The organism is Ferdinandcohnia jepli (genome assembly GCF_047246645.1).
Lineage (GTDB): Bacteria > Bacillota > Bacilli > Bacillales > Bacillaceae_L > Ferdinandcohnia.
Window position 1 is genome coordinate 106,556 of record NZ_JBFOKR010000009.1, and the last position, 24,225, is coordinate 130,780.

Below are 24,225 nucleotides of genomic sequence, written 5' to 3' on the forward strand. Positions count from 1 at the left end.
GGAGGAGTTTCCTTGCAAATTTTTGTATCTCCAGAGGTTGTAAAAGAACAATGTCAAATTTTAAATGTGGTGAATCAAGAGCAAAAGGCTGTTGGCTATGTTTCATTCTTTTTTGATGATAAGAAAATGTATGTGTATGGACATTGTGAGGATGCGGGAGTAAGTAAAGATTTCAAAGATGTAATTCAACCATATATTCATGGCATGGCAAAGGCTAAACCTGATCTAGATATTATGTCTTATATAGCAGTTGGAGGAGAAAAACTAGAATTAGCTGATGAAGAATCAAAAGATAAGTAAGGGCATCGATTTCGATGCCTATTTTATTTTCAACGCTTTTTGTGAAGTTGGTGTAAATCCCCTAAGACAAGAGTACAAGCGCACTTGTCAACTTTACATAAACTATCAGTGAAATGAATTCATAGGGGGATTCACATGAACATTTATGATCAATGCTGTCGTTATCAAGGACGTGTAGTTAATATTCGATGTAGAGATGGAAACAGACATTCCGGGAGAATTGTCCGCGTAACCCGAAGAAATGTCTACATTGAACCATCAGGCCCTCGTTCACTAGGTGGGTTTGGTCTAGGTTATTGGGGAGGTTATTATGGTGGTGGCTATGGATATCGTCCTTACGCAATTCCATTAGCATTTATAACTGGTTTAGCAATCGGTGGTTTGTTATTTTGGTAATCAAAAAAGAGTTGACCCTTGTTTTAGACTTGGATCAACTCTTTTCATTTACAATTAAGCTATAACTGAACATCATTAGTTCAAACTTTTTATCGTCTACTTACTCAACCCAATACATGAATCCAATGGCACCTGGTCCGGTGTGAGTACTGATTACTGGTGTTGTTTCAACGATTAAAGTATCTTTAAAACCTGTTAGTTGCTCGATTGCAGTTTTCAAGTTTGTTGCTAGTTCTACTGCGTCTACTTGTGCAATACCAACGCCTTTTATTGTTTTCCCATTTGCATCTTCTGCAAATTGCTTACTCAAATATTTAACGATTTGAGCATGACTTCTTACCTTTGAAACTGGAGTGTAAACGCCATCTTGAAGGGATGCAATCGGCTTAATATTTAAGAGGGAACCAATAAGGGCCTTTCCACGTCCTATTCTCCCACCTTTAACAAGGTTTTCTAATGTATCAACTGTTACAAACAATGTTGTATGTTCACGGATTTCATTAAGGCGTTTTACGATAGCCTCTACAGATTGTCCATCTTTTGCCATTGTTGCAGCTTCTACAACCTGAAAGGCAAGCGCTCTTGAAATGTATCTTGAATCAATTACTGTAACCTTTGCATCTGAAATTTGAGCAGCGTTTTCGGCGGATGTCACAGTACCACTCATACCACCCGTCATGTGTATAGAAATAACCTCACTCCCGTCACTACCCAACTGATTATAAAGCTCAACAAAGTGGCCAACTGCCGGCTGCGAACTCTTTGGTAATTCTGGAGATTGTCTCATTTTTTCTAAAAATTCATTTTGTGTTATATCAACTTTATCAAGATAGGTTTCACCATTTACCGTAATTGAAAGTGGGACTACATGAATACCTAGTTCCTGTATTTCTTGGTCTGAAAAATCTGCTGTAGAGTCTGTTACAATTTTTACACTTGTCATCATTTTTCACTTCCTATTTTAATGCTATATTTTATTATTATAACTTTCCTATATATATAAACGTAAAGTGACAACTGTCATACTTATAAAAAAAAGTGTATATTTTGTCCACTTTTTTAAGTTTAGACAAAAGTTTGCCACAATTACAGCTTATTCAGGTACTTTTCCTGTATATTTTTTCTATTAATTTTACACAAATAAAAAGAGTCGATCTTATTTTGAATCGACTCAAGGTAAAACTATGCATTATGTTTTAACTGATCTACTTGGAATAATTGTTCATAATCAGTCCACTTTAACACGCTTTTTAAGTATTCCTTAAAAGAGTATATTGGGTTTGGACTTTTTTGCACTAAAATGTTCGAAACAAATGTTTTTAAACGAATATCGAGCATAAAGTAGTACGTATTGTTTTCTACTAGTACTGGAATCTCAATAATTTTAACCTTATGTCCATTTACATTTTTGAACTCTAGGCTTTTGAATAGCAAACTATCAATCCTCTTTTTTTACCCGTTTCTTATATTATACATTATTCTGGGTGTGAAGTGTGTATCTAAATTTGTAGAAAGTCGACTTTCAATTCAAATTAGCAAACTGAACAGGTTACTTTCTTTGTTAACCTCAGTAAAAGGAAATCCTTTTTTAATCATTCGATTAAGCAATGGTTGATAATCTTCCCTTGATTTTAATTCTATCCCTACTAGTGCAGGACCATTATCCTTATTGTTTTTCTTCGTATACTCGAAACGATTTATATCATCTGTCGGGCCAAGTACATCTAATAAAAATTCTCTGAGCGCCCCAGCACGTTGAGGAAAGTTTACAATAAAATAATACTGCAGACCTTCATACATCATTGAACGTTCTTTTATCTCTTGCATTCGACTTATGTCGTTATTGCCTCCACTTAATACGCAAACGACTGTTTTACCTTTTAATTTATCTTTATATAGATCCAATGCTGCAAGAGAAAGTGCTCCTGCAGGTTCAGCAACTATTGCATTTTCATTGTAGAGGTCCAAAATTGTTGTACAAACCTTACCTTCAGGAACAACAACGATATCATCCAGTAACTCATGACTAATTGCAAATGTTTTTTCTCCTACCGTTTTTACGGCAGCTCCATCAACAAATTTATCGATCTCAGGTAACGTAGTTACATATCCATTTTCGAAGGAAGCCTTCATTCCTGACGCACCCTGTGGCTCCACACCAATAATATTTGTAAAAGGGGATATGCTTTTCATATATGTACCAATTCCTGATACTAACCCCCCTCCACCAATACTTGCAAAGAGATAATCAATTGGTTCGGTACAATCATTTAAGATTTCTACTGCCACTGTACCTTGCCCAGCGATTACATCTTCATCATCAAAGGGGTGTATAAAAGTTCGATTTTCTTTCTCACAGCACTCTACAGCATACTGGTACGAATCATCAAACGTATCCCCAGCTAAAATAATTTCTACATAATCCCTTCCAAAAGACTCAACTTGCGAAACCTTTTGTCTGGGTGTTGTTGTTGGCATAAATATCTTACCTTTAATTTTTAAGGCAAAGCATGAAAACGCTACTCCTTGTGCATGGTTTCCAGCGCTAGCACAAACTACTCCGCTATGTAATTCCTTCTCTGTAAGATTTTTTATACGATTGTAGGCTCCCCTTATTTTAAATGAACGGACAATTTGGAGATCTTCTCTCTTAATATATAAATTGCATTCATACCTCTCCGATAGAAGTTCATTTCTTTGCAAAGGTGTATGGATTATTACATCCTTCAATGTTTGATTTGCCTTAATGATATCCTCAACCTGGATTCCATTTTTTTGCTTAACCCTGTTTGCCATTTGGACCCATATCCCCTCTCAGTATTTCCACACATCACAGTGATAAAGTATTTAATTTGTACATTATAACATGAATTTTCTGTTTATGAAGTGAATTTTCTAAATATTTTATTACTTTTTCTTTGTCCATTTATGATGAAATCGCTTCCGACTGCATACATTAAAACTACAATCAATTCCAAATTGGTGACCTTTCGATAATACCGATTTGAAGTGCTTTAGAGAAAAATTCAGATTGAGAGGTGAATGTATGGAATATTCAATATGTTCTTTGGATAGTGCATCTCCATGTGAAATCACAGTAGATGATGATAATGGACGGTATATGATTCGTAAGGCTGATACAAGCGGAGAAGTATTTAATAGCGCAAAAGAGTTAATATCCTGGATAAAAGCTAACTGGCAGCCAGAGGAGTTTTGTAATCCAAATGAATTTACAAAAATGCTTGAAGAGCTAAATTTATATGAAAGTATTACAGGGTAGCTCAAGGCTACCCTGTTTTCTTATTATTCAAAAGTACCTTTTACAAGTGCTTCCCCGTTATCTACCATCAACTGCCCTTTTGCAAACACCTTAATTATATCTAAGGAATCTTTATTTACGAGTACAATGTCAGCATCCATTCCTTCTTTTATTTGGCCTTTATCAGATAGCTTTAAAATAGTAGCAGGGTTTGATGTAATTACTCTAATTGCAGTTTCAATATCAATTCCTTCAACTTGGATTGCATCCTTAACTTCCTGGTAAAGAGAGCTGACTTTGCCGACTTTAAGTCCAATAAACTCTCCCTTTTCATTGAATTCTGGAAGGCTTCCTTGCCCATCTGATGTAAAAGTAATTTGTTCAACCGGCACACCGTTTTCCAACATAATTTTCAATCCTGTGCTACATTTTACTTCACCCTTGGAAGTAAAGCGCTGAACAGAACTAGTTGTAAAATCTACATAACCACCTTTTTTGGCATACTGAATTCCCGCCTCGAATAATCGTTCATTTCGATTAACATGTGTTGGGTGAAACTGGGTAATCGGAATTTCAGTTTTCTCTGCGATTTCTTCTAGAATAGATAATTTTCCTTCCCCATCTCCAACGTGGATGTTAACAATCCCCGCTTTACCAGAAAGCATGCCCCCTACTCTGGCAGCTGCAGCAATCTTAGCAATCTCCTCTACTGTTGGCTGTGATGAACGATGATCTGATATCGCAATTTCTCCAACACCAATAATTTTATCAATCAAGATTAAATCATCTTCTATTTTTGATGTAAGAGTTTTAACAGGCGTCTGATAGGAGCCTGTATGAATAAAACAAGTAACTCCTTCTTCCTCCAGACCACGTGCCTTTGCTAGTAACCCAGCCATTGTCCGTGTAGTACCGTCAGTTCCAATTACCCCTACTAAAGTGGTTATGCCCGATAGAGTGGCATCCGTTAAATTTAGTTCTGGTGTTCTAGTTCTATAGCTTCCTTCACCACCACCACCGGTTAAGTGGACGTGAGAATCAATGAAACCAGGCACAATTATCATTTCAGAAGCATCAATTATTTGAATTTCAATAAAATTACTTGGTACTTCAATTTTATCTTCTATGTATCCAATTTTATTATTTACTAATAATATATCTTTTTTACCAAGATACTCAGGACCATAAACCTCACCGTTTTTTAAAAGTGTTAGCACATATTTCGCCTCCCTAAGATGTTTTCCCCATATACTAATTCTACAAAAATTTATAATCTCCTTGTTATATTACATTCATAAATTGACAAATCACTTTTTAGAAGTATGATGAAAAGAAGAAAGTTATTTGAGGTGATTAAAATGGATGTTAAACCAGAATCTTTAAAAGAAGAGATCGCAAATGCGATTACTCATGGACTTGGTGTATTACTTAGTATACCTGCTCTTGTATTATTGATTGTGTTTGCTGTTAAATATGGAGATGCATGGCACGTTGTTAGCTTTACAATTTTCGGAACAACAATGTTTCTTTTATATTTATTTTCAACACTCTTGCATAGCATCACCCATCCAAAAGCCAAAAAAGTGTTTGCGATATTGGATCACTCTGCTATTTATCTACTAATAGCTGGAACATATACCCCCTTTGTTCTAATCACCCTAAGAGGTTGGCTGGGTTGGACGATATTTGGAATTGTGTGGGGTCTTGCTATTATCGGCATCGTCTTTAAAGTTTTCTTTGTAGAAAAATTTATGATTCTTTCAACCGTATTCTATGTTCTAATGGGTTGGTTAATCATTGTTGGCATTAAACCAATTTATGAAAGTATTGGTTTTAACGGATTTATGTTATTGCTTACAGGAGGAATTTTGTATACAGTAGGTGCCGTTTTTTATGTATGGCAGAAACTTCCGTACAACCATGCAGTATGGCATGGATTTGTTTTAGCGGGTAGTGCAGCTATGTATTTTTGTGTTTTGTTTTATGTACTTGATGTACCTTTTATATCATAGAAAAACACCCTCGCATTGCGAGGGTATTTTTATGTAATTACATATTGGTTAAGTTATTATTTTACTTTTTCATATACTAAAAATGTGTATTCATATGGATTTTTTTCATCCTTGATTCCTTTTTCAGAAGAAATTAGATTCCATTCATTTTTTTTAAATGCCGGAAAATAGGTATCCCCCTCAAACACCTCATCAATTTCTGTAATATACAGACGATCAGCATACGGGAGAATCTCCTTAAAAATTTCAGAACCACCAATTACAAACAGTTCCTCCTTGGTTTCTGAGCCAAGTTGGACGATTTCATCAATTGAATGAACTACCTTACATCCTTCTACTTGGTAATTTCTATCTCGAGTAACAATAATGTTCTCACGTCCTGGTAGTGGCCGGCCAATTGAATCATATGTTTTTCGTCCCATAATAATGGGATGCCCCATCGTAACTCTCTTAAAATAAGCTAAATCTGCGGGTAATCTCCATGGGAGGTCATTGTCTTTTCCTATTAATTGATTTTTGTCCATTGCCAGTAATAATGAAATCATATAATCACCCTTTATAATTAAATGCACTATTTCATAAAAAAATCCTAAGGTAAATTATACCTTAGGATTTATCAAATAGAAATCTTTTCAATATCAAATGCACCTTGGCGTATTTGCCCCCGACTTTTTTCGAACTTGCTCAATAAGGTGAAATTTCAATCAGGGGGTCTTTATTCCCCACTAATAAAAAGTAGGGGACTTCTGCTTAATAAAGTTAAACTGCTACTGGTGCTTTAATAGTAGGATGAGGATTGTATTCACTAATTTTAATATCTTCCATTTCAAACTCAAAAACCGATGCTACGTTGGGATTAAGTTGTAGTGTCGGAAAATGCTTAGGCTCACGTTCTAATTGTATATTAACTTGCTCAATATGATTTGTGTAAATATGTGCGTCACCAATAGTGTGAATGAAGTCGCCGACTTCTAATCCACATTCATAAGCAATTAAATGAGTTAAAAGAGCATAACTAGCAATGTTAAAAGGAATTCCTAAAAATAAATCTCCTGATCTCTGATACAACTGACAACTTAACTTCCCGTCTGCTACATAAAACTGAAATAGGCTATGACACGGTGGTAAAGCCATGAATTCAACATCACCTGGATTATAGCCGACTACTAAATGTCTTCTACTATCTGGATTGTTTTTAATCTGTTCAATTACATTTTTTAATTGATCAATTGTTTCTCCTCGAGATGTTTCCCAATTTCTCCACTGTTTACCGTAAACAGGTCCTAATTCTCCATATTTAGCTGCAAATTCATCATTATTCAATATCATCGTTTTAAACTTGTCCATCTCTTCTTCATAGACTTTATTAAAATCTTCATCAACCTGGCTACGACGTCCGAAATCTGTCATATCAGGACCACTATACTCATCACTTTCTACCCAGCTTTTAAACGCCCACTCATTCCATATATTATTATTGTTTTGAAGAAGGTAACGGATATTTGTATCGCCTTTAATAAACCATAATAACTCACTTGCTATTAGACGAAATGGAACTCGCTTCGTTGTTAATAACGGGAAGCCTTCACTCAGGTTAAACCTCATTTGGTAACCAAAAACAGATACAGTACCAGTACCTGTACGGTCCATTTTCTTTGAGCCAGTCTCAATGACGTGTTTTAACATATCTAAATATGCATATTCCCCATGTTTCAAAACTTTAATCACTCCTACCCTATTGTTTCTATTAATAATACTATATTTCAGCTCGTATTTTTAGTAGAAAATAAGATAGTTAACAATTAAAAGTCATCTAAAACAGTTGACTTACCCGGAGCATTAATGGTTTCTAAGCTCGCAAACAAATCATATGTTAACGGTGCTAGGTCCATTAGTTGCTCTCTCGTTTCTTTAGAATAAAAGTACATAGCGAACGTTTCGGCAAAATACTCCTCTGGATAAGTAAGAAAATAATCCCTATTAGGAAAAACAAATTTAGCTTCTTGTTTCCATATTTCTAGAAAACTAGACTTCTCACGAATAGTATCTAAAACAAAAATATCAATAGAGTGTGCTAATTCATGTAACTCTAGATTTAGTGAACCATGCCCATTTCCTTTTTCGCTGTGGCCTATTTTTGCTAAAACTACTTGAGATCCACCTATTCCAGGCACTGAATCCCATGTCGGTCCATTTTCACTATACCCTCGAGGCTTTTTCCCCTTTAAATACGAAACTGAAGGTTCATCTGTTAAGCTACCTGTAAAAAGTTTTAACTGAACCCCTTCATTGCGAAGACTTTTTAAAATGGGTGAATAGATGTTATTAATTCTTTCTATCATTTCAACTGCTTTTGTTTCGTTAAAGTTTGTTTCTGGTAAAAGAATAATATCTTTTAGAGTTTGATAGTTTGCTAAGTTTGAAGTTTGAGTATAGAGAGTTATAGAATGATAATCCTTTAATAAAACACCGTGTGGGGATGCAATAATTGGTTTATATGAGGTACCAGTTAATATAAGTAATATAATAAAAACTGCTGCCGTTTTTTTCATAAGAATAATGCTCCTTTATGTAAAATCCAATGATGTTTCAAGGAGTGTGTGACTATTTTATAATATTACAAATATTATATCATGTTTAGAAAAGAAGAGATGTAGTGTTATGTGTGAGAATTTCTTCCAAAGGTTACTATTGCATGCGGCTATGTGAGGTTATCATTCTGGATAAAAAAAAGACTACCTTTTAAAGTAGTCTTAGCTCATCCATTTTGGTGGTGTATTTTTATCCCAATAAATTTCTCCTAATGTATGATGAGCTTGAAACCCATCATGGTAGGTATGGTAATGAAAATTAAACCAATATCCTTCTTGTGGTGGGTGATCTTTTCTAACATGAAAACGGATAATGTCACTTCCAGTTGCCGTATCAAAGATATGAAAGATTTTTTCACCATTTCCACCTGAGGGTTGTTCAGAGATTTCTAAACGGTTAAGTTCTTCTGTTGGATATTGTTCAGCGACACTTGCAATTGCACTTTCAATTCCAGGTAAAATATCCTTGCGAAACTCATCTTCAATGACTGGTCCAATTTTGCTGCCAAACTTTTCAAATGACTTTAACTCAGCTTGATTCAAAGCATAATCAATAAACTTCCGGCTATCGTAGCCATAACTTGATTCTTCATATGTAAATAGGCTTTCATCAGCACTCTGGTTATTTATTGGATTTAGCTTGCTCGATTCATCTGAGTTTGCCTGCTCCATTGTTAATGCAGGTGGTGGAGCAACTAGCCCGAAGGTCAGGATTGTAAATGAAACAACTAAAGCCTTGCGCAACCATTTATTCATCGCACACAACGTCCTTTCAAGTAACAACTAACGTTAACACTATTTTACCATACTCTACTAGATTATTTTACTATTAATAAAGGATTTTCATAAAAAATAGTGATACCTACCTATACGGTTGATCTTTAAATTGGTTTCAGGAGTTTCAAAAATTTATATAATAAAAGTTCATAAAAGTTTCAATTTTTGTTAAAATGTAGTTACTATACATATTCGAAAGGGTGTAACATATGAATATTGAATATATTTTTGCCTTCGCAAGTTTTTTAACACTTGGTTATTTCATTTATGCTTGTATCTCGGAATAAACAAAACCCGCATTTGCGGGTTTATTTTTTTCTGTTATAAATTAATTTCGTTTTTGCTTACGTCGTGCAGAATCCATTTTCATGTTACCTGTTTCTTGCTCTGTTGTTCCTTGTCCTTCAACGTCAGAAGAGTTTAAACCCACCTTGGAAGGATCTTTTTTATGCTTTGCCATACTACTCATCACCTCCGTTATTTAAAATAACCAAAGGTGGCATAAAATATCAGTTGAGGGATGGTTTAAACATCGATTACTCCAAAATGAAATTTTGATGTTTTTCTTTTTATAACGGAGAATCCATACTTCTCAAATTGTTCACTTTTCCAATGGTCCTTTAGAACTACCCTCTTCTTTGCAACTCTTTTCGCATTTACTATGATTTCTGTATTTAATTTTGAATACATAGCATATGTACGGAGTCCTTTAATTCCATTTGACTCATCAATTCTTTCCTCGAACATCGGGTCAAAATAAACGATATCAAAGCTTTCTGCAGGACAAGTTTCTAAAAAGCTTTCAAACGTATCATGTTTTACATCGATACTCTTCATTGCCTCATTCATTTCTGCAATACCCGTATCCCAGCTTTGCAGACCAGCTTTTAATAGATAATATAAATACTTGTTTCCTTCTAGAGCCGTTACTCTGCCTGCTTTTCCTGTTACAAAGCTTGCCAAAATACTATCTGAGCCAAGGCCCAATGTACAATCTAAAATAGAGTCACCGAAAGAAAGATTTGCAGCTTGGAGAAATGGGTCATCTTCTCCCCTCATAACTCGTTTCATTCGAAACATTGCTGAATTTGGATGAAAAAAGATGGGTTCCTCACCTTTTATTGGATAAATTTCTAAACGGTTTTTCCCCACAACAAGTACATCTTGGTTAGAATCTTGTTGTATGAACGGTATAGATCTTTTTTCACGGGCGATATAAGAAACCCCTAATTCACCTGCAACTCTTTTTGCTATTCCAATCATTTCTTCATTTGTTCTTCCTGCAGTTGTTACAATCATACAATCACCTATATTTGTGTAAAAAAGGATGTCAAAATGACATCCTTTTTAGCAATACTTTTTGATAGCTGATGCTACATTCTCCATGATAACTTCCATTGGGTTTGATTCAATATCATGTCTTGGAATGAAATGTACCACTTCTTTCCCTTTTAATAAAGCCATTGATGGTGAAGATGGTTCAAATCCAACAAAATATTCTCTCATTTTTGCAGTTGCTTCTTTATCTTGTCCAGCAAATACCGTTACAAGGTGATCTGGCTTTTTATCTGCCGATACGACTGCTTGTGTTACTGCAGGTCTTGCTAATCCAGCTGCACATCCACATACAGAGTTAATAACAACTAATGATGTGCCCTCCACCTTTTCCATGAAGTTCTCAACATCTTCTTGTGTAGTGAGTTCTTCAAACCCAGCAACAACTAATTCCTGACGCATTGGTTTTACAATTTGTTTCATATATTCATCATAAGCCATTGACATCATATCAACCCCTTTTCTTTTCATATTTTAAAAATTACAAAATCTACTGTTGTTAATAACTTTCAGTATAGGTTATCAACTTCCAGCTCCAGCGCCTAGCCCCTCGAGGTCGCTTCACCCCTCCTGCGGCGGCAACACTAAGGAATGGTTCGTGAGCATAAGCCTCGCAGAAAAAATGCTTTAGCATTTTTTAGAGCCTCCTCGTCAGTGTTCCAGCGCTTGTCGGACTTGCACAAGATGTGCTGACATCGACGTTCGCCACAGGACGTGGCGGATTTTAGTCGATGTTCCTTTTTCCAAGGCGCTTGCGCTTTTGTATATTATAAGCATACTATATTTAATTATTTAAAATCAATTTATGCTACTCGTGTGCGAATTGAACTACTACTCAATTCCTAAAATTCTATTTTAGGACAAAAATTATACAAAGACTTCCAATTTTCGACTTTTTATACTATATTGATAGTAAGATATTCTCATATAATACTATTCAGAAAATAGTAGGTTTTGGGTCATTCACTTCTAAATACCTACTTTATCAAAAATAACAACATGTATTAACGAAAGAAAGTGGAAATCGTATGGACGTAAAAAGATATTTATATATTTGTTGTACTATAGCGGTGTGTTCGTTTAGCATGATATTATTCTCGAAATTATTTACAACGATTACTTATGCCAAAGGTACGATTGAACAAAATATTACTTTACATAAGGAACATAGTATCAATATTGCTAAACTTCAAGTAAATAGTGTATATCAAGAAACTAAAACGCAGTCAGCGTCTATCACTACTAATCGCTTTTCTTCACAAGGTCGATCAGCCTATTTAACATTTGATGATGGTCCTACATCATATACAAATGATATTTTGGATATTTTACAAACTCATAATTTACAAGCTACTTTCTTTCTTCTAGACGGAAATATTAATAAATTTCCTAAAATAGTCGAACGAATTGTTACAGAGGGACATGCAATTGGATGCCATGGGGTATCTCATAAAATTGATAAATTCTATGAGTCAGCACAATCGGCATTACAGGAAATAAATACATGTCGGGAGAGCATCAACACTGTAACTGGTGTTACTAGTAACTTGTTTCGCGTTCCTTTTGGTAGTTATCCACATTTAAAAAAATCATACAAAGACGCACTTTCTAATGAAGGCTACATCATGTGGGACTGGAACATCGATAGTTATGACTGGAAAACTGGAGATCCCAACGTTGTTATTGAGAATATCAAGAAGCAAATTCTACCCTTCGAAGATAGTTCTACCTCCCCAGTTCTATTAATGCATGACAAAGAAGTTACTAGTAAAGCATTAGATTCTATCATAACTTTATTAAACGAGAAAGAGTTTACTATGGAGCGCATAACAGAATCCATTCAGCCAGTACAATTTAAGGAAGTTAAATAAAACGACTGTACAAATACGTACAGTCGTTTATTTTTGAAAAGTATATAAATTACACTTAGCGTATAGTGTCTAGCTTCGAACGCCTAGCGCTTTTCAATTTTCATTTCGACTTTCTGTCATTTGCTTCCAAACAGATCCCTTTGCCTCTTCTCCACCTTCGATTCTTTCGATAGCAAGTTTTATTTGCATTTTCACTTCAAACTCTGGATCGTCTTCTGCAGCTTTCAAAGCTGGTAAAGCAGACTCATCGCCTACCTCATATAAAAACATGGCAGCACGCCAGCGAACTAATTTATTTGAGTCTTTTAACGCTTCTGTCATCGGCCTAATTGCATCAGGATTACCGATGTCAGATAAACAGTCACCTGCTGTTCTTCTAACGGTAACAGTTTTATCCTTTAGTGCTTCGTATAAATATGGTAAAACGGAAGGACTTTCAATCATACCTAGGTAAACTGTTGCAAGTCGTCTGATAGATGCTTTCTCATCTTTTAATGCTTTTACAAGAACAGGTAAATCCTCTTCGGTAGGATCCATTTGTTCTAAGCTTGCATACCGTTTTGTCCAATCTGAATCATCTAGCATTTCTAATGTAACTTTATAGGCCTGTCTCTTTTGGACAACTTTTGATGTATCTTGCTGCCCAATTTGAGCGACAAGACGATTTAATCGATCTGTTGGATAGGCTGCAGATAACTCATCCACTACTTCCTTACCAATCTCGTCTAGACTGCCATATCTAACTCCTTGTTCCTTCCATTCTCTCTCAAGCACTACATTCCCTGCAGCTTCCTGCGCTTTTAACAATGCATCTCTAAAATATTCTGGTAGACCTACGCGAACTTCTTTTTCACCATCATGAAGTTTTACCTGCATTGGAATTCCTTTGTACATTTGCACAAATACCTTAACTTCACCAAAATGCTCATCAAGGGTTGGACCTTCCATTTCTCTTTCAGCGATTTCTTCACCAAAAACCTGACGTACTTTTGGCAATAGTTCCTGCCAGTCAAATCTTGCATTTCGTTCAACTGCTAAGAAATCAGCTACATGATAAACACCTTTAATACCTTCAATTGCCATTATTTCTTTTATCAGTGGCGGAGCCTCATCTATATTTTCCTTTTTGTAATTATTACTTTTCCCCTTTGGGAGCTCTTCATCTAGTGTTATCTTCATGGTATTTGGACTAGGTGTAGGTTCAATTGATACAATTTTCATTCCTTCCGCTCCTTTGTAACAAAAATGTAATTATTAAGATTGTAGCATAGGAATCGCCTATATATCCATTGATAACACTCAAATTATGACTTGTCTTATTTTATCGCTTTCATACTAATCCTCTGTCATTTTGTCATAATCTTTTTTTTTTGAAAATAACATAAAGTGAAATTGTGTTTATAGGTTGTTTTCAAAAATCCTGCCACATATGAATCAATAAGCCTAGTACATTTATAAACTTCAGTAAGAGAAATGAAATTTCCATAGCATACATAACCAAAATTTTACGAAAACTTCCTTTTCAAATTTCACCTGCAAAACACCAAGGAGGACATAACAAATGAAAAAACGCTATGGAACACGTGAGGCGATATTTGTTACATCTGTTGCTGCCGGTTTTTTCTTTGGCGCACCACTTGTGGCAGATGCATCAGAGCAACAAAATTTAGATCCCCTCACAGATAAAAATTATCAATTTGATACAGACCAGGTATTACGTTACGGTCACACCGGATATTCTGTTAGATTCTTACAATTTGAATTACAAAAGATTAACCTATACTATGAAACGATTGATGGTCACTACGGACCTACAACACAGGATGCTGTAAAAAGGTTTCAAAAACTTTATGATTTAAAAGTTGATGGAATTGCCGGTTCAAAAACGTTGGAAAAATTAAATGAAGTTATTCTCCAGCCTAAACCACCATTTTTGACAATTGGAGACGAAGGTCCAGCTGTCCTACAAATCCAAGATAAGCTTACTAAACTAAACTATTATAATGGCATAGTTGATGGTGTGTTTGGCGAATACACTGAATCAAGTGTAAAGGCTTACCAAAAGAAATATCGATTAGAGGCCAACGGATTAGCTACAGATGAAACGATTGACCATATTATGAAAAACAAAAATGTAAAAGGGCCAACTATCAGAGCTAGAGCAGCAAAAGTAAAAGTGCAAAATACAAATACAAATACGGAAGTAAGTACGGAGATACGGACTGTTGATACTGGCATTGTAGGAGTAGCAATGAATTATATCGGCACTCCTTATGTATGGGGCGGAACAAGTCCTAGCGGTTTTGATTGCAGTGGATTTCTTCAATTTGTATTTCAACAAAACGGTTATTCAATTCCACGTACTGTTACTGGAATTTGGAGTCATGGTATGAGCGTAGGTAAACCTAGTGTGGGGGACCTCGTGTTTTTTGAAACATATAAGCCTGGTCCATCACATGCCGGTATTTACATTGGTAATAATAAATTTATTCATGCTAGTTCTTCAAAAGGAATAAGTATTGATGATATAAATGCTAACTATTGGAAACCACGATATCTAGGAGCTAAACGTTTGTAATAAAAGAAATGGCCAGGCTAACGCCTGGCCTTTTGTTTATTAATTGACTAGCTCTGAAAGTTCTGTCCATCGCTCAAGTAATTGGTCAAGGATTTCCGTTTCCTTTGCATGGTCTTCCATTGCCTGTTGCGCCTTCTGATAGTCACTACCTGCACTTTCAATTGCCTTAACAAGCTGCGCTACCTTTTCCTCTTGTTCTAGAATCTTATCTTCAATACCTTCCCATTCAAGTTGGTCTTTATAGGAAAGTTTCTTCTTTTTAGGTTTTGTTGTTTCTTCATTTGAAGTTTTAACTACTTTTTCTTTTTGTTTCGGAGGTACTATTTGAGTGCTTTCTTCTAGATAATCTGAATAATCTCCTATGTAGGAAGTAATTCTATGACCGTCCTCAAATATCAGGAGGTGATCAGTTACTTTATCAAGAAAATAACGATCATGGGAAACCGTAATAACAACTCCAGGAAAATCCTCTAAATAATCCTCCAAAACAGTTAATGTATGTGTATCCAAATCATTTGTAGGCTCATCCAATAACAAAACATTTGGTTCATCCATAATGATTTTAAGCAAATACAATCTTCTTCTTTCTCCACCAGAAAGCTTTCGAATTGGTGTACCGTGAGTATTCATTGGAAATAGGAAACGTTCGAGCATTTGAGCTGCAGATATCATCTTGCCGTCTAACGTATGAATAACCTCAGCAGTTTCCTTAATATATTCAATGATCCTTTTATTTACATCCATATCTATGCTTTCTTGCGTGTAGTAGGCCATTTTTACAGTTTGACCTATTTCAATATCTCCGGCATCAATTTGTGTTCTACCCGCAATAATATTAAGTAAAGTTGATTTCCCACTGCCATTTTTTCCAACGATACCAATACGATCACCAGGTTTTACAAGTAAATTTACATTATCTAAAATTTTGGTATCATTATAGCTCTTTGAAACGTTTATAAGTTCAATTACTTTTTTCCCTAGTCTACTTCCACCAACTGAAATATCAACTGTGTCATTTGTCGAAGTTAGCTTAGCATTTTCAATTTCATCAAATCTCTTAATTCGTGCTTTTTGTTTAGTAGTTCGTGCTTTTGCTCCCCGTCGAATCCAAGCAAGTTCACGTCTATATAGGTTCTGGCGTTTCTGTTCAGTAGCCTGTTCTTGTTCAATTCGTAATGCTTTTGCCTCTAGAAAGCTACTATAATTACCTGAGTAACTGTAAAGTTTTCCTTGGTCTAGTTCTATAATACGATTGGTTACGCGATCTAGAAAATACCGGTCATGTGTTACAAGTAATAATGCACCATTATACTTTCCAAGATAATCCTCCAGCCAATTAATTGTATCGTAATCTAAGTGGTTTGTAGGTTCATCTAGAATTAGTAAATCTGGTACTTCGATCAAACTTTGAGCTAAAGCTACACGTTTCTTTTGACCACCAGATAGTTCCATTACATCTTGAGTAAACTGGGTAATCCCGAGCTTAGACAATACTGCCTTCGCATTGGAATTAGCTTCCCATGCATTTGCAGCATCCATTTGTTGTTGAAGGGCAAACAATTTCTCCTGGTATGAAGTATTCATAGAATCTTTCTCAATATCAAGCAACGCAGCTTCGTATTCCTTAAGTAGCCTTAGTAAAGGTGAGTTACCTTGGAATACTTGATCAAGAACTGTATTCCCTTTTTCAAATTCGGGTTGCTGTGGTAAATAACTAATTGTATATCCTTTGGAATGCGTTATTTCTCCTCCATCAGTTTCTTCAATACCCGCAATAATCTTTAACAGAGTCGATTTACCCGTACCATTAACACCGATTATTCCAATTCTCTCGTTATCAGTAATACTAAAAGATATATTTTCAAATAATGTTTTTTCGGCATAGCTCTTTGCCAAACCTTCTACAGTTAAAAGCTTCATAACGTTCCATTCCATTCCTTATAAAATTGTTCCAGAAAATCTAGCATAAACTTGTGCCTTTCTTCTGCAATCCTTTTGGCAGTATCCGTATTGAGTGTTGTTGATAGTTTCAATAATTTTTCATAAAAATGATTGATTGCAGTTGACTTTCCATTACGATACTCTTCCTTTGTCATAGACTCTCTATAAGGGAGGTCAGGATCGTACATTAAATCACCATGTGCACCTGCATAAGCAAACGTTCTAGCTATTCCAATAGCCCCAATTGCATCCAAACGATCTGCATCCTGAACAACTTGTCCTTCTATCGTTCTCACTGGGGGGCGATTCCCACCCTTGAAGGACATCGTTGAAATAATTTCTAGAATATGTTCTTGATCTGTTTCATTTATTTGTAACGATGAAAGCCATTGCTCAACCTTTGCAAGGCCTTCCTTCTCTGAGTTATTAAGTTTCTCATCAGCAATGTCATGAAGGAGAGCAGCCATTTCGATTACAAATATATTGGCACTTTCGTTTGTTCCGATATATAAAGCTAACTTTCTAACTCTTTCAATATGCCACCAATCATGGCCACTACTATCATCTTTTAATATATCTTTAACATAGTTAATTGTTTTATTAATAGCATCTTGCTTATCTAGCTTCATAATAACCCTCCACTACCTTCAGGACTTTCGTTAACATTGTACCATACTGATAAAGAGAATGAGCTTTTTTCCTATTTCGTACCCACTCCAATAGTTGCTGCATACAATGTTTTATAAAGAACAAAAGCGCAAGCGCCTTGGAAAAAGGAACATCGACTAAATAGCCGCCACGTCCTGTGGCGAACGTCGATCTCAGCACATCCTGTGTAAGTCCGACAAGCGCTGGAACCCTGACGAGGAGGCTCTAAAAAATGCTAAAGCATTTTTTCTGCGAGGCTTATGCTCACGAAGCATTCCTTAGTGTTGCCGCCGCAGGAGGGGTGAAGCGACCTCGAGGGGCTAGGCGCTGGCGCTGGAAATAAATAACCCAAGATGAGATTATCCACATCTTGAAATTTTATAGTTTCCTAAATCATAAAAAAGCTGGAAGATTCCAGCTTTGTAAAGGAATTGATTATATTATGTTTTATCAAAACCTACCAAGAGAAATTGGTACTGCATGGTACGGAAGACATGTTGTGTTAATTACTTGTGATCGCGTAAAGAACCAATTTTTATCTTTACAAACAAGCCTACACGCTCCGACAGAACCTCCGAACTCTAACTGTGCAGAAGCACTTTCGCAATTTATTAGCATTGGCTATCAAATAGTATCCGTGGTTGCGCTTTCGAAAATCGAAGTACAATACGTGTTAGTTAAATAATATACTTTACTCTTTATTTATCCAACTGATCCCAATTGTTTCTTCCCCTGCGTGGACACCTAGAGCTACCCCTAAAGGATATGATTCGATAGATAAATGTTCAGCAAACTCGCTGATTTTCTTTTTCCATTCTACTGCCTTTGTGTCATGTAAGCCGTAGAGTAAATAGACCTCATCAATTTGAGATTTCTCGATCGCCTCTTTAAGATAATCAAATATTTTAGTAGTTGCTTTCTTTTCAGAGCGTACCTTTTCTTTTACAGAAAGTGCACCATCCTTTATTGTAATAATCGGTTTAATTTGTAGCATGCTCCCTACATAATATTGGGCTGTATTCATCCTTCCACTACGGTGTAACTGCTCTAAACTTCCAATTAACACATAGGTCTCAATTCTATCTGCCAAATATCTGATTCGATTAACAACTTCATCTATTGTTCCGCCATTCTGCTTTACTTTTAAACCTTCTTTTAATAATGCAGACATTGGATATGTTAAGATTTTTGAATCAATAACAGTCACAGGAATTTTCACTATTTCAGCGGCCTGTCTCGCTGATGAAACGGTACCACTTAGTTTTTCAGATACATGTATTGAAATGATATGATCATAGTTGCTTTCTAGACTATTATATAATTCTACAAAACTACCAATCGATGGTTGAGATGTTTTAGGAACCGTACGTGCCGACTTTAGTCTATCAAAGAATTGAGCAGGTGTGATTGTGACACCATCCAGAAACTCTTCTTCATCAAAAAATATAGTCATAGGGATTACATAAATATCTTTATTATTTTTTAATTCTTCATCCAAGAACGCTGTACTATCTGTGACCCAAGCGATCCTCCCCATGTTTATTCCCCCTAATTAGATTCTCATATACTATTTACTATATACTATGTATTTCATTTTGAAAAAGGATACTATTCAGAAAATTACTTCTTTAGGTGTACAACCTTTGATTTAATTTTTTATGTACTCCATTTTAATTCAAATGGAGTATTTGATAAAAGATTGTTACTTTTAGCGTTGGTTCTTTGAGAGTGAATTTACTAAGTTATGGTGATTTCTGCTCCCTGCACTCGCTTTCCGCGGGCGGACCGTGAGCCTCCTCTACGAAATGCGGAAGCGGCTTGGTCAGAAACGAGGAAATTGGAGACTCCGACAAAAGAGGTGGCTTTTTGCCTCTGAAGGAGGAGTTGAAATTTCTCGAGTCTCTACCACTGAAGCTAGACAAGTCGCAAACTCCTGCGGGGGGGGCTCACCTGACTTGCACAGGATGTGCTGACGTCTACGTTCGCCACAGGACGTGGCGGTCATTAGTAGACGAACCTTTGCTTTTCCCGCAGGAGTCTCGCGCCATGCTCTCCAATCACCCTTGTAAGATTATTACCCAGCTCAAAATAAAAAAAGTAACCAATTTTGTGAAAACAGTATTTTTAAGTATAGGGATACAATTATGCATCCCTATCAAACCTTGTTCAATTGCTGGATTGAATGAATCAAATAATCGATCATTTCAAGTAGGTCATCAACATGGTCTTCGTACATTAAACGGTTGAATAATATTTTTATGTTATTGTGATATTTATTTTCGTTATATATAAATGAAATTTCCTGTCGAATTAGTCTTGTTTCACCCCAGATTTCCTTCAAAACCTCTTCGTATTGGGAGCAAGAATCGATTGAAGGTATATCTAAAATAAAGCCTACTTCGATTTTACAACCTGGTTTACTATTTGGAATACTTTGCAGCTCTGCTGACAAGTTCGCTATATCCATTTTTAAATCAAGATATGCCAGAACTTCATTTGAATATTGTTCTCTTGTTGTAAAGGATATCCTATAGTGTCTGCTTAGTTTAGCTAGTTCCACTTCGTCTGTACGGTCAGTTATAAATATGCTGCCTTCGAGATCTAAATCATATAATGCTCCCTCAACAACCACTTTCAAATTATCAAATACAGTCGGGTCAAACATGTTTTTTTCCCTTCTTAAAATAATCCAACAGCTTTTCCTTCTTCATTTACATCCATTTTTAAAGCGGCAGGCACTTTTGGTAAACCTGGCATTGTCATTACATCTCCTGTAAGAGCTACAATAAACCCGGCTCCAATAGAAGGTCTAAATTCACGAATGGTAATCGTAAAATTAGTTGGTCTCCCTAATAATGTAGGATCGTCTGAAAGTGAATACTGCGTTTTCGCCATACAAATCGGTAAATTGCTCCAACCAAATTTCTCGAAATCAGCTATTTGCTTCTTTGCTTTATTAGAGAATTCAACATCGCTTGCTCCATAAACTTTCATAGCAATGGTTTTAACCTTTTCTTCAATAGTAGAAGCTACATCATAAAGTGGAGCAAACTGATTTTCTACACTTTCAATAACATCTAATACTTTATTAGCCAGTTCAACACCGCCTTCTCCACCTTTTTCCCATACCTCTGCGAGTGCAACAGGATAAGAATTTTCAGCACACCAACTCTCGATTTTTTCAACTTCTTTTTCTGAGTCAGTTACGAAACGATTGATTGCTACAACAAAAGGAAGGCCAAATGTTTGGATTGTTTCAATATGTTTTTGAAGATTCTCCAAACCATTTGATAAAGCTTCAACATTTTCTTCTGTTAAGTTGTTTTTCGCAACTCCTCCATGCATTTTCAGAGCACGAATTGTTGCAACAATAACAACTGCTTCAGGTTTAATTCCCGCAAATCTAGCTTTTATGTTTAAAAATTTCTCTGCACCTAAATCAGCACCGAATCCACCTTCAGTAATTACATAATCCGCTAACTTAGAAGCCATTTTCGTTGCAATTACGGAATTACATCCGTGAGCAATATTAGCAAATGGTCCACCATGAATAAGTGCAGGTGTATGCTCAAGTGTTTGAACTAAGTTTGGTTTTAAAGCATCCTTTAGTAAAAGGGTTAGTGCCCCCTCAGCTCCAAGATCTGCTACTGTAACCGGTTCTTTATGTATATTGTAGGCAACCACTATTTTAGACAATCTCTTCTTTAAGTCCTGCAGGTCAGTTGCCAAACAGAATATAGCCATTATTTCAGATGCTACTGTGATATCAAATCCATCCTCACGTGGTACACCTTGAACAGGACCACCAAGTCCCACAATCACCTGTCTTAAAGCACGATCGTTTAAATCAACAACTCGCTTCCAGACAACTCTTCTAACATCAATTTGAAGCTGATTACCTTGATGAACGTGATTATCAATAAGAGCAGATAGCGTATTATTTGCTGTCGTAATCGCGTGGAAATCTCCAGTAAAATGAAGATTAATATCTTCCATTGGTATTACCTGTGAATATCCCCCACCAGTTGCTCCACCTTTTATTCCCATTGTTGGTCCTAACGACGGCTCACGCATAGCAATCATTGCATTTTTTCCAAGCTTTGATAATCCTTGTCCAAGTCCTACTGTTATTGTAGACTTCCCTTCACCTGCTGGAGTTGGATTAATAGACGTAACAAGGATTACCTTCCCATCCTTTTTAGTCTCTAATCTCTTCAGCACATCTAAGGAAATTTTTGCTTTATAATGTCCATAGGGTTCTAATTCCTCATCATGTAAATCAAGGTTCTTAGCGATATCTTTTATTGGCTTAATAGTTGCTTCTTGTGCAATTTCAATATCAGACTTTATTTTCATTGATAATTCCATGTATGCTTCCCCCAAGTGATTAGTATGAAGATTGCTCAACAGTTATATCTTACCTTAATGTACCAGGAGTTATAAAGGTTTTTCTTTTTAAATAGCTATTAGTATTCATTTTTCAATGAGAGTTTTATAACACCTATTAAAAGATGTTCTCAACCTATTAGTTGCTTAGAAAATTTGATTGCTTCATCGGACTTAGCTAATTTAGACTGGTCTCATCAATCACTTTGATAAAAGAGGAGAAAAGTGAGGAATGGCCCTCTTTCTATATCAAATTTTGCTCAAATGTATTTTAGCAGTATTCGGGAGACAACTATGAACACCAAAACTCCTGTTTTCATAAACTAACACTTTTTAGTTGAATAAAGGATTCAAACTGTTGTAAACTTTCTATTAATAACTGGAATCGATAAGGGGGAAGGTAAATAGTGCCAATTAATATACCTCGTGACTTGCCTGCAAAGGAAATCTTGGAAAATGAGAATATATTTATTATGGATGAAGAGCGCGCCTATAGTCAGGATATCCGCCCTTTAAATATCGTAATCTTAAATATTATGCCTGAGAAAGAACGTACCGAAACACAATTGTTACGTTTATTAGGAAACTCCCCTTTACAACTTAACATTACTTTTTTATTTCCAGAAACACACGAAGCAAAAACAACTGGGAAAAATCACTTAGAAAAGTTTTACACTTCCTTTTCAGCAATAAAGCATCGGAAGTTTGATGGTATGATCATTACAGGAGCTCCCATTGAACACCTATCCTTTGAAGAGGTTACTTACTGGAAAGAATTAAAGGAAATAATGGAATGGACCAAAACGAATGTGACGTCAACATTACATATCTGCTGGGGTGCACAAGCTGGACTATACTACCACTTTGGCATTAACAAACACCCTTTAGCTAAAAAATGTTCAGGTGTTTTTAGTCACCTACTGCTCAATAGAGACGTAAAGCTTGTCCGTGGTTTTGACGACGTATACTTTGTACCGCATTCCCGCTATACTGATGTTTCTTTTGAGGAAGTTACTAATACGCATGGTTTAACTTTGCTCTCTGTTTCAGATGAAGCTGGTGTATGTCTAGCTACCACGAATGATGGTAAGCATATCTTTTTAACTGGACATCCCGAATACGATGTAACTACTCTACAAGAAGAATTCGAGAGGGATTTAGCTAAGGGCGTAGATATAGAGCCACCCGTTAATTACTTTCCACAGGATAACCCATTAAATAAGCCAATCCATACCTGGAGATCCCACGCGAACCTCCTATATGCTAATTGGTTGAATTATTATGTATATCAAGAAACCCCTTATATATGGGAGTAAAAAGAGTGCCTATTAGGTACTCTTTTTACTTTGAAACTGTTTTTCAAATCAACTATCCTCTATTTCTCTTTTCTTAGTATAAACAACCACATAAATGATAGTGCTTGTTGCAAATCCGTTGGAAGTTCCTTTGTATGAACAGGTAATACTGCTTGTTTATTTACGGGTTGTCCAGTAACAATACTCCACCCGTTTTCTTCTGCTAATTTCTCAAACTCCCAAGGCATCATTGTATTACAAATAACCTTTTCTCCATATAAACGAGGATATGCATTTTGCCTTGGGCCAGCCGTTGGACCTAATAAACCTACACAAAATATCCCACCAGACTTAGTTACACGTCGAATCTCATTTAGTGCATCTAATGGTTTTTCTATCCATTCAAGCGAATTAATTGCCATTGCACCTGCAAAAAACTCATCTAAAAATGGAAGTTTTGTTAAATCACCTTGTTTGAAGCTGAGTTTCTCATCTTGATGCCTGCTGTTTGCCTTTTCAATCATCTCAGTAGAAATATCTATACCAACAACTTCGAATCCTCTTTCATACAAAAGATACGAACCAAATCCATCACCGCAGCCAGCATCTAACACCTTAGAATTAGGCACGAGATACTCTTCGATAAATGGGATTATAGTTGATCTACTCCCAGACATCCACATATGCTGACTCTGTTTACTCCAAAAGTTAGCACGCTGATTCCATTGTTTTTCTGCTTCATCATGCCAATCAAATTCTTTCAAGATAGATTTCTCCTCCCAGAATATTCCTTACTTAATTATATCAGCAAAAAACAATGAAGCACTAGCCTCATT

26 protein-coding genes are annotated in these 24,225 nt (G+C 35.9%); 8 read left to right on the forward strand and 18 right to left on the reverse strand.

Annotated elements, in window-relative coordinates:
- Window positions 1–12: 12 nt before the first annotated feature.
- Together AB3M96_RS11215 and AB3M96_RS11220 are read left to right on the forward strand one after the other, a co-directional pair.
- The gene (locus AB3M96_RS11215; protein ID WP_412967696.1) at window positions 13–300 is read left to right on the forward strand and encodes a hypothetical protein; all 288 of its coding nucleotides are present in this window, start codon (window positions 13–15) and stop codon (window positions 298–300) included.
- A gap of 135 nt (window positions 301–435) precedes the next feature.
- Entirely contained in the window at window positions 436–696 is a 261-nt protein-coding gene (locus AB3M96_RS11220; protein ID WP_412967697.1) for a hypothetical protein, read from the forward strand.
- 100 nt (window positions 697–796) lie between these two features.
- Here AB3M96_RS11220 and AB3M96_RS11225 read toward each other — a convergent pair whose 3' ends face one another.
- From AB3M96_RS11225 to ilvA, 3 genes are all read right to left on the reverse strand, one after another.
- Entirely contained in the window at window positions 797–1,639 is an 843-nt protein-coding gene (locus AB3M96_RS11225) for a DegV family protein (protein WP_412967698.1), read from the reverse strand.
- A gap of 239 nt (window positions 1,640–1,878) precedes the next feature.
- Entirely contained in the window at window positions 1,879–2,130 is a 252-nt protein-coding gene (locus AB3M96_RS11230; protein WP_412967699.1) for a DUF2535 family protein, read from the reverse strand.
- A gap of 93 nt (window positions 2,131–2,223) precedes the next feature.
- The gene (ilvA, locus tag AB3M96_RS11235) at window positions 2,224–3,492 is read right to left on the reverse strand and encodes a threonine ammonia-lyase IlvA (RefSeq protein ID WP_412967700.1); all 1,269 of its coding nucleotides are present in this window, start codon (window positions 3,490–3,492) and stop codon (window positions 2,224–2,226) included.
- Between the two features lie 250 nt (window positions 3,493–3,742).
- On the opposite strand from ilvA, the gene AB3M96_RS11240 reads away from it, so the two are divergent.
- Complete coding sequence (locus tag AB3M96_RS11240; protein WP_412967701.1) at window positions 3,743–3,976, forward strand: hypothetical protein; 234 nt, start codon at window positions 3,743–3,745, stop codon at window positions 3,974–3,976.
- 23 nt (window positions 3,977–3,999) lie between these two features.
- Here AB3M96_RS11240 and iadA read toward each other — a convergent pair whose 3' ends face one another.
- Window positions 4,000–5,172 (reverse strand): beta-aspartyl-peptidase, encoded by a 1,173-nt coding sequence (gene iadA / locus AB3M96_RS11245; protein WP_412967702.1) that lies wholly within the window; start codon window positions 5,170–5,172, stop codon window positions 4,000–4,002.
- 108 nt (window positions 5,173–5,280) lie between these two features.
- Between iadA and trhA the strand changes: the two genes are divergently transcribed.
- Entirely contained in the window at window positions 5,281–5,967 is a 687-nt protein-coding gene (gene trhA, locus AB3M96_RS11250; protein WP_412967703.1) for a PAQR family membrane homeostasis protein TrhA, read from the forward strand.
- Between the two features lie 56 nt (window positions 5,968–6,023).
- Here the strand turns inward: trhA and AB3M96_RS11255 are convergent, their stop codons facing one another.
- The 7 genes from AB3M96_RS11255 to AB3M96_RS11285 form a co-directional block, all read right to left on the reverse strand.
- Window positions 6,024–6,512 carry a dihydrofolate reductase gene (locus tag AB3M96_RS11255; RefSeq protein WP_412967704.1) on the reverse strand — a complete coding sequence of 163 codons (489 nt, stop codon included), beginning with the start codon at window positions 6,510–6,512 and terminating at the stop codon, window positions 6,024–6,026.
- Between the two features lie 214 nt (window positions 6,513–6,726).
- Window positions 6,727–7,683 (reverse strand): thymidylate synthase, encoded by a 957-nt coding sequence (locus tag AB3M96_RS11260; protein WP_412967705.1) that lies wholly within the window; start codon window positions 7,681–7,683, stop codon window positions 6,727–6,729.
- A gap of 86 nt (window positions 7,684–7,769) precedes the next feature.
- Entirely contained in the window at window positions 7,770–8,519 is a 750-nt protein-coding gene (locus tag AB3M96_RS11265) for an anthrax toxin lethal factor-related metalloendopeptidase (protein ID WP_412967706.1), read from the reverse strand.
- Between the two features lie 201 nt (window positions 8,520–8,720).
- On the reverse strand, window positions 8,721–9,314 hold the full coding sequence (locus AB3M96_RS11270; RefSeq protein ID WP_412967707.1) for a YpjP family protein: 594 nt from the start codon (window positions 9,312–9,314) through the stop codon (window positions 8,721–8,723).
- 349 nt (window positions 9,315–9,663) lie between these two features.
- Window positions 9,664–9,795, reverse strand: a complete 132-nt coding sequence (locus AB3M96_RS11275) for a YuzL family protein (protein WP_412967708.1) — start codon at window positions 9,793–9,795, stop codon at window positions 9,664–9,666.
- A 65-nt stretch (window positions 9,796–9,860) separates the two neighbouring features.
- The gene (locus AB3M96_RS11280) at window positions 9,861–10,634 is read right to left on the reverse strand and encodes a class I SAM-dependent methyltransferase (RefSeq protein ID WP_412967709.1); all 774 of its coding nucleotides are present in this window, start codon (window positions 10,632–10,634) and stop codon (window positions 9,861–9,863) included.
- 48 nt (window positions 10,635–10,682) lie between these two features.
- Complete coding sequence (locus AB3M96_RS11285; protein ID WP_412967710.1) at window positions 10,683–11,117, reverse strand: BrxA/BrxB family bacilliredoxin; 435 nt, start codon at window positions 11,115–11,117, stop codon at window positions 10,683–10,685.
- A gap of 581 nt (window positions 11,118–11,698) precedes the next feature.
- On the opposite strand from AB3M96_RS11285, the gene AB3M96_RS11290 reads away from it, so the two are divergent.
- Window positions 11,699–12,541 (forward strand): polysaccharide deacetylase family protein, encoded by an 843-nt coding sequence (locus AB3M96_RS11290; protein ID WP_412967711.1) that lies wholly within the window; start codon window positions 11,699–11,701, stop codon window positions 12,539–12,541.
- 93 nt (window positions 12,542–12,634) lie between these two features.
- Here AB3M96_RS11290 and AB3M96_RS11295 read toward each other — a convergent pair whose 3' ends face one another.
- Window positions 12,635–13,762, reverse strand: coding sequence for a conserved virulence factor C family protein (locus AB3M96_RS11295; protein ID WP_412967712.1), 1,128 nt, complete (start codon window positions 13,760–13,762; stop codon window positions 12,635–12,637).
- A gap of 340 nt (window positions 13,763–14,102) precedes the next feature.
- On the opposite strand from AB3M96_RS11295, the gene AB3M96_RS11300 reads away from it, so the two are divergent.
- On the forward strand, window positions 14,103–15,119 hold the full coding sequence (locus AB3M96_RS11300; RefSeq protein ID WP_412967713.1) for a C40 family peptidase: 1,017 nt from the start codon (window positions 14,103–14,105) through the stop codon (window positions 15,117–15,119).
- A 39-nt stretch (window positions 15,120–15,158) separates the two neighbouring features.
- On the opposite strand, the gene AB3M96_RS11305 is transcribed toward AB3M96_RS11300, so the two are convergent.
- Window positions 15,159–17,039 (reverse strand): ABC-F family ATP-binding cassette domain-containing protein, encoded by a 1,881-nt coding sequence (locus tag AB3M96_RS11305; RefSeq protein WP_412967814.1) that lies wholly within the window; start codon window positions 17,037–17,039, stop codon window positions 15,159–15,161.
- Window positions 17,036–17,689 carry an HD domain-containing protein gene (locus tag AB3M96_RS11310; RefSeq protein WP_412967714.1) on the reverse strand — a complete coding sequence of 218 codons (654 nt, stop codon included), beginning with the start codon at window positions 17,687–17,689 and terminating at the stop codon, window positions 17,036–17,038. Before AB3M96_RS11310 ends, AB3M96_RS11305 begins: the two co-directional genes overlap by 4 nt.
- A 389-nt stretch (window positions 17,690–18,078) precedes the next feature.
- Between AB3M96_RS11310 and AB3M96_RS11315 the strand changes: the two genes are divergently transcribed.
- Window positions 18,079–18,393 carry a hypothetical protein gene (locus AB3M96_RS11315; RefSeq protein ID WP_412967715.1) on the forward strand — a complete coding sequence of 105 codons (315 nt, stop codon included), beginning with the start codon at window positions 18,079–18,081 and terminating at the stop codon, window positions 18,391–18,393.
- A gap of 6 nt (window positions 18,394–18,399) precedes the next feature.
- Here AB3M96_RS11315 and AB3M96_RS11320 read toward each other — a convergent pair whose 3' ends face one another.
- The 3 genes from AB3M96_RS11320 to AB3M96_RS11330 form a co-directional block, all read right to left on the reverse strand.
- Window positions 18,400–19,245: a DegV family protein gene (locus AB3M96_RS11320; protein WP_412967716.1), complete on the reverse strand. Its 846-nt coding sequence runs from the start codon at window positions 19,243–19,245 to the stop codon at window positions 18,400–18,402.
- 618 nt (window positions 19,246–19,863) lie between these two features.
- Entirely contained in the window at window positions 19,864–20,373 is a 510-nt protein-coding gene (locus tag AB3M96_RS11325) for a hypothetical protein (RefSeq protein WP_412967717.1), read from the reverse strand.
- 14 nt (window positions 20,374–20,387) lie between these two features.
- A complete protein-coding gene (locus AB3M96_RS11330) occupies window positions 20,388–22,076 on the reverse strand; it encodes a formate--tetrahydrofolate ligase (protein WP_412967718.1) in 1,689 nt (562 codons plus the stop codon).
- A gap of 425 nt (window positions 22,077–22,501) precedes the next feature.
- Between AB3M96_RS11330 and metA the strand changes: the two genes are divergently transcribed.
- On the forward strand, window positions 22,502–23,410 hold the full coding sequence (metA, locus tag AB3M96_RS11335) for a homoserine O-acetyltransferase MetA (protein ID WP_412967719.1): 909 nt from the start codon (window positions 22,502–22,504) through the stop codon (window positions 23,408–23,410).
- 59 nt (window positions 23,411–23,469) lie between these two features.
- Here metA and AB3M96_RS11340 read toward each other — a convergent pair whose 3' ends face one another.
- A complete protein-coding gene (locus tag AB3M96_RS11340; RefSeq protein WP_412967720.1) occupies window positions 23,470–24,153 on the reverse strand; it encodes a class I SAM-dependent methyltransferase in 684 nt (227 codons plus the stop codon).
- Window positions 24,154–24,225 lie beyond the last annotated feature (72 nt).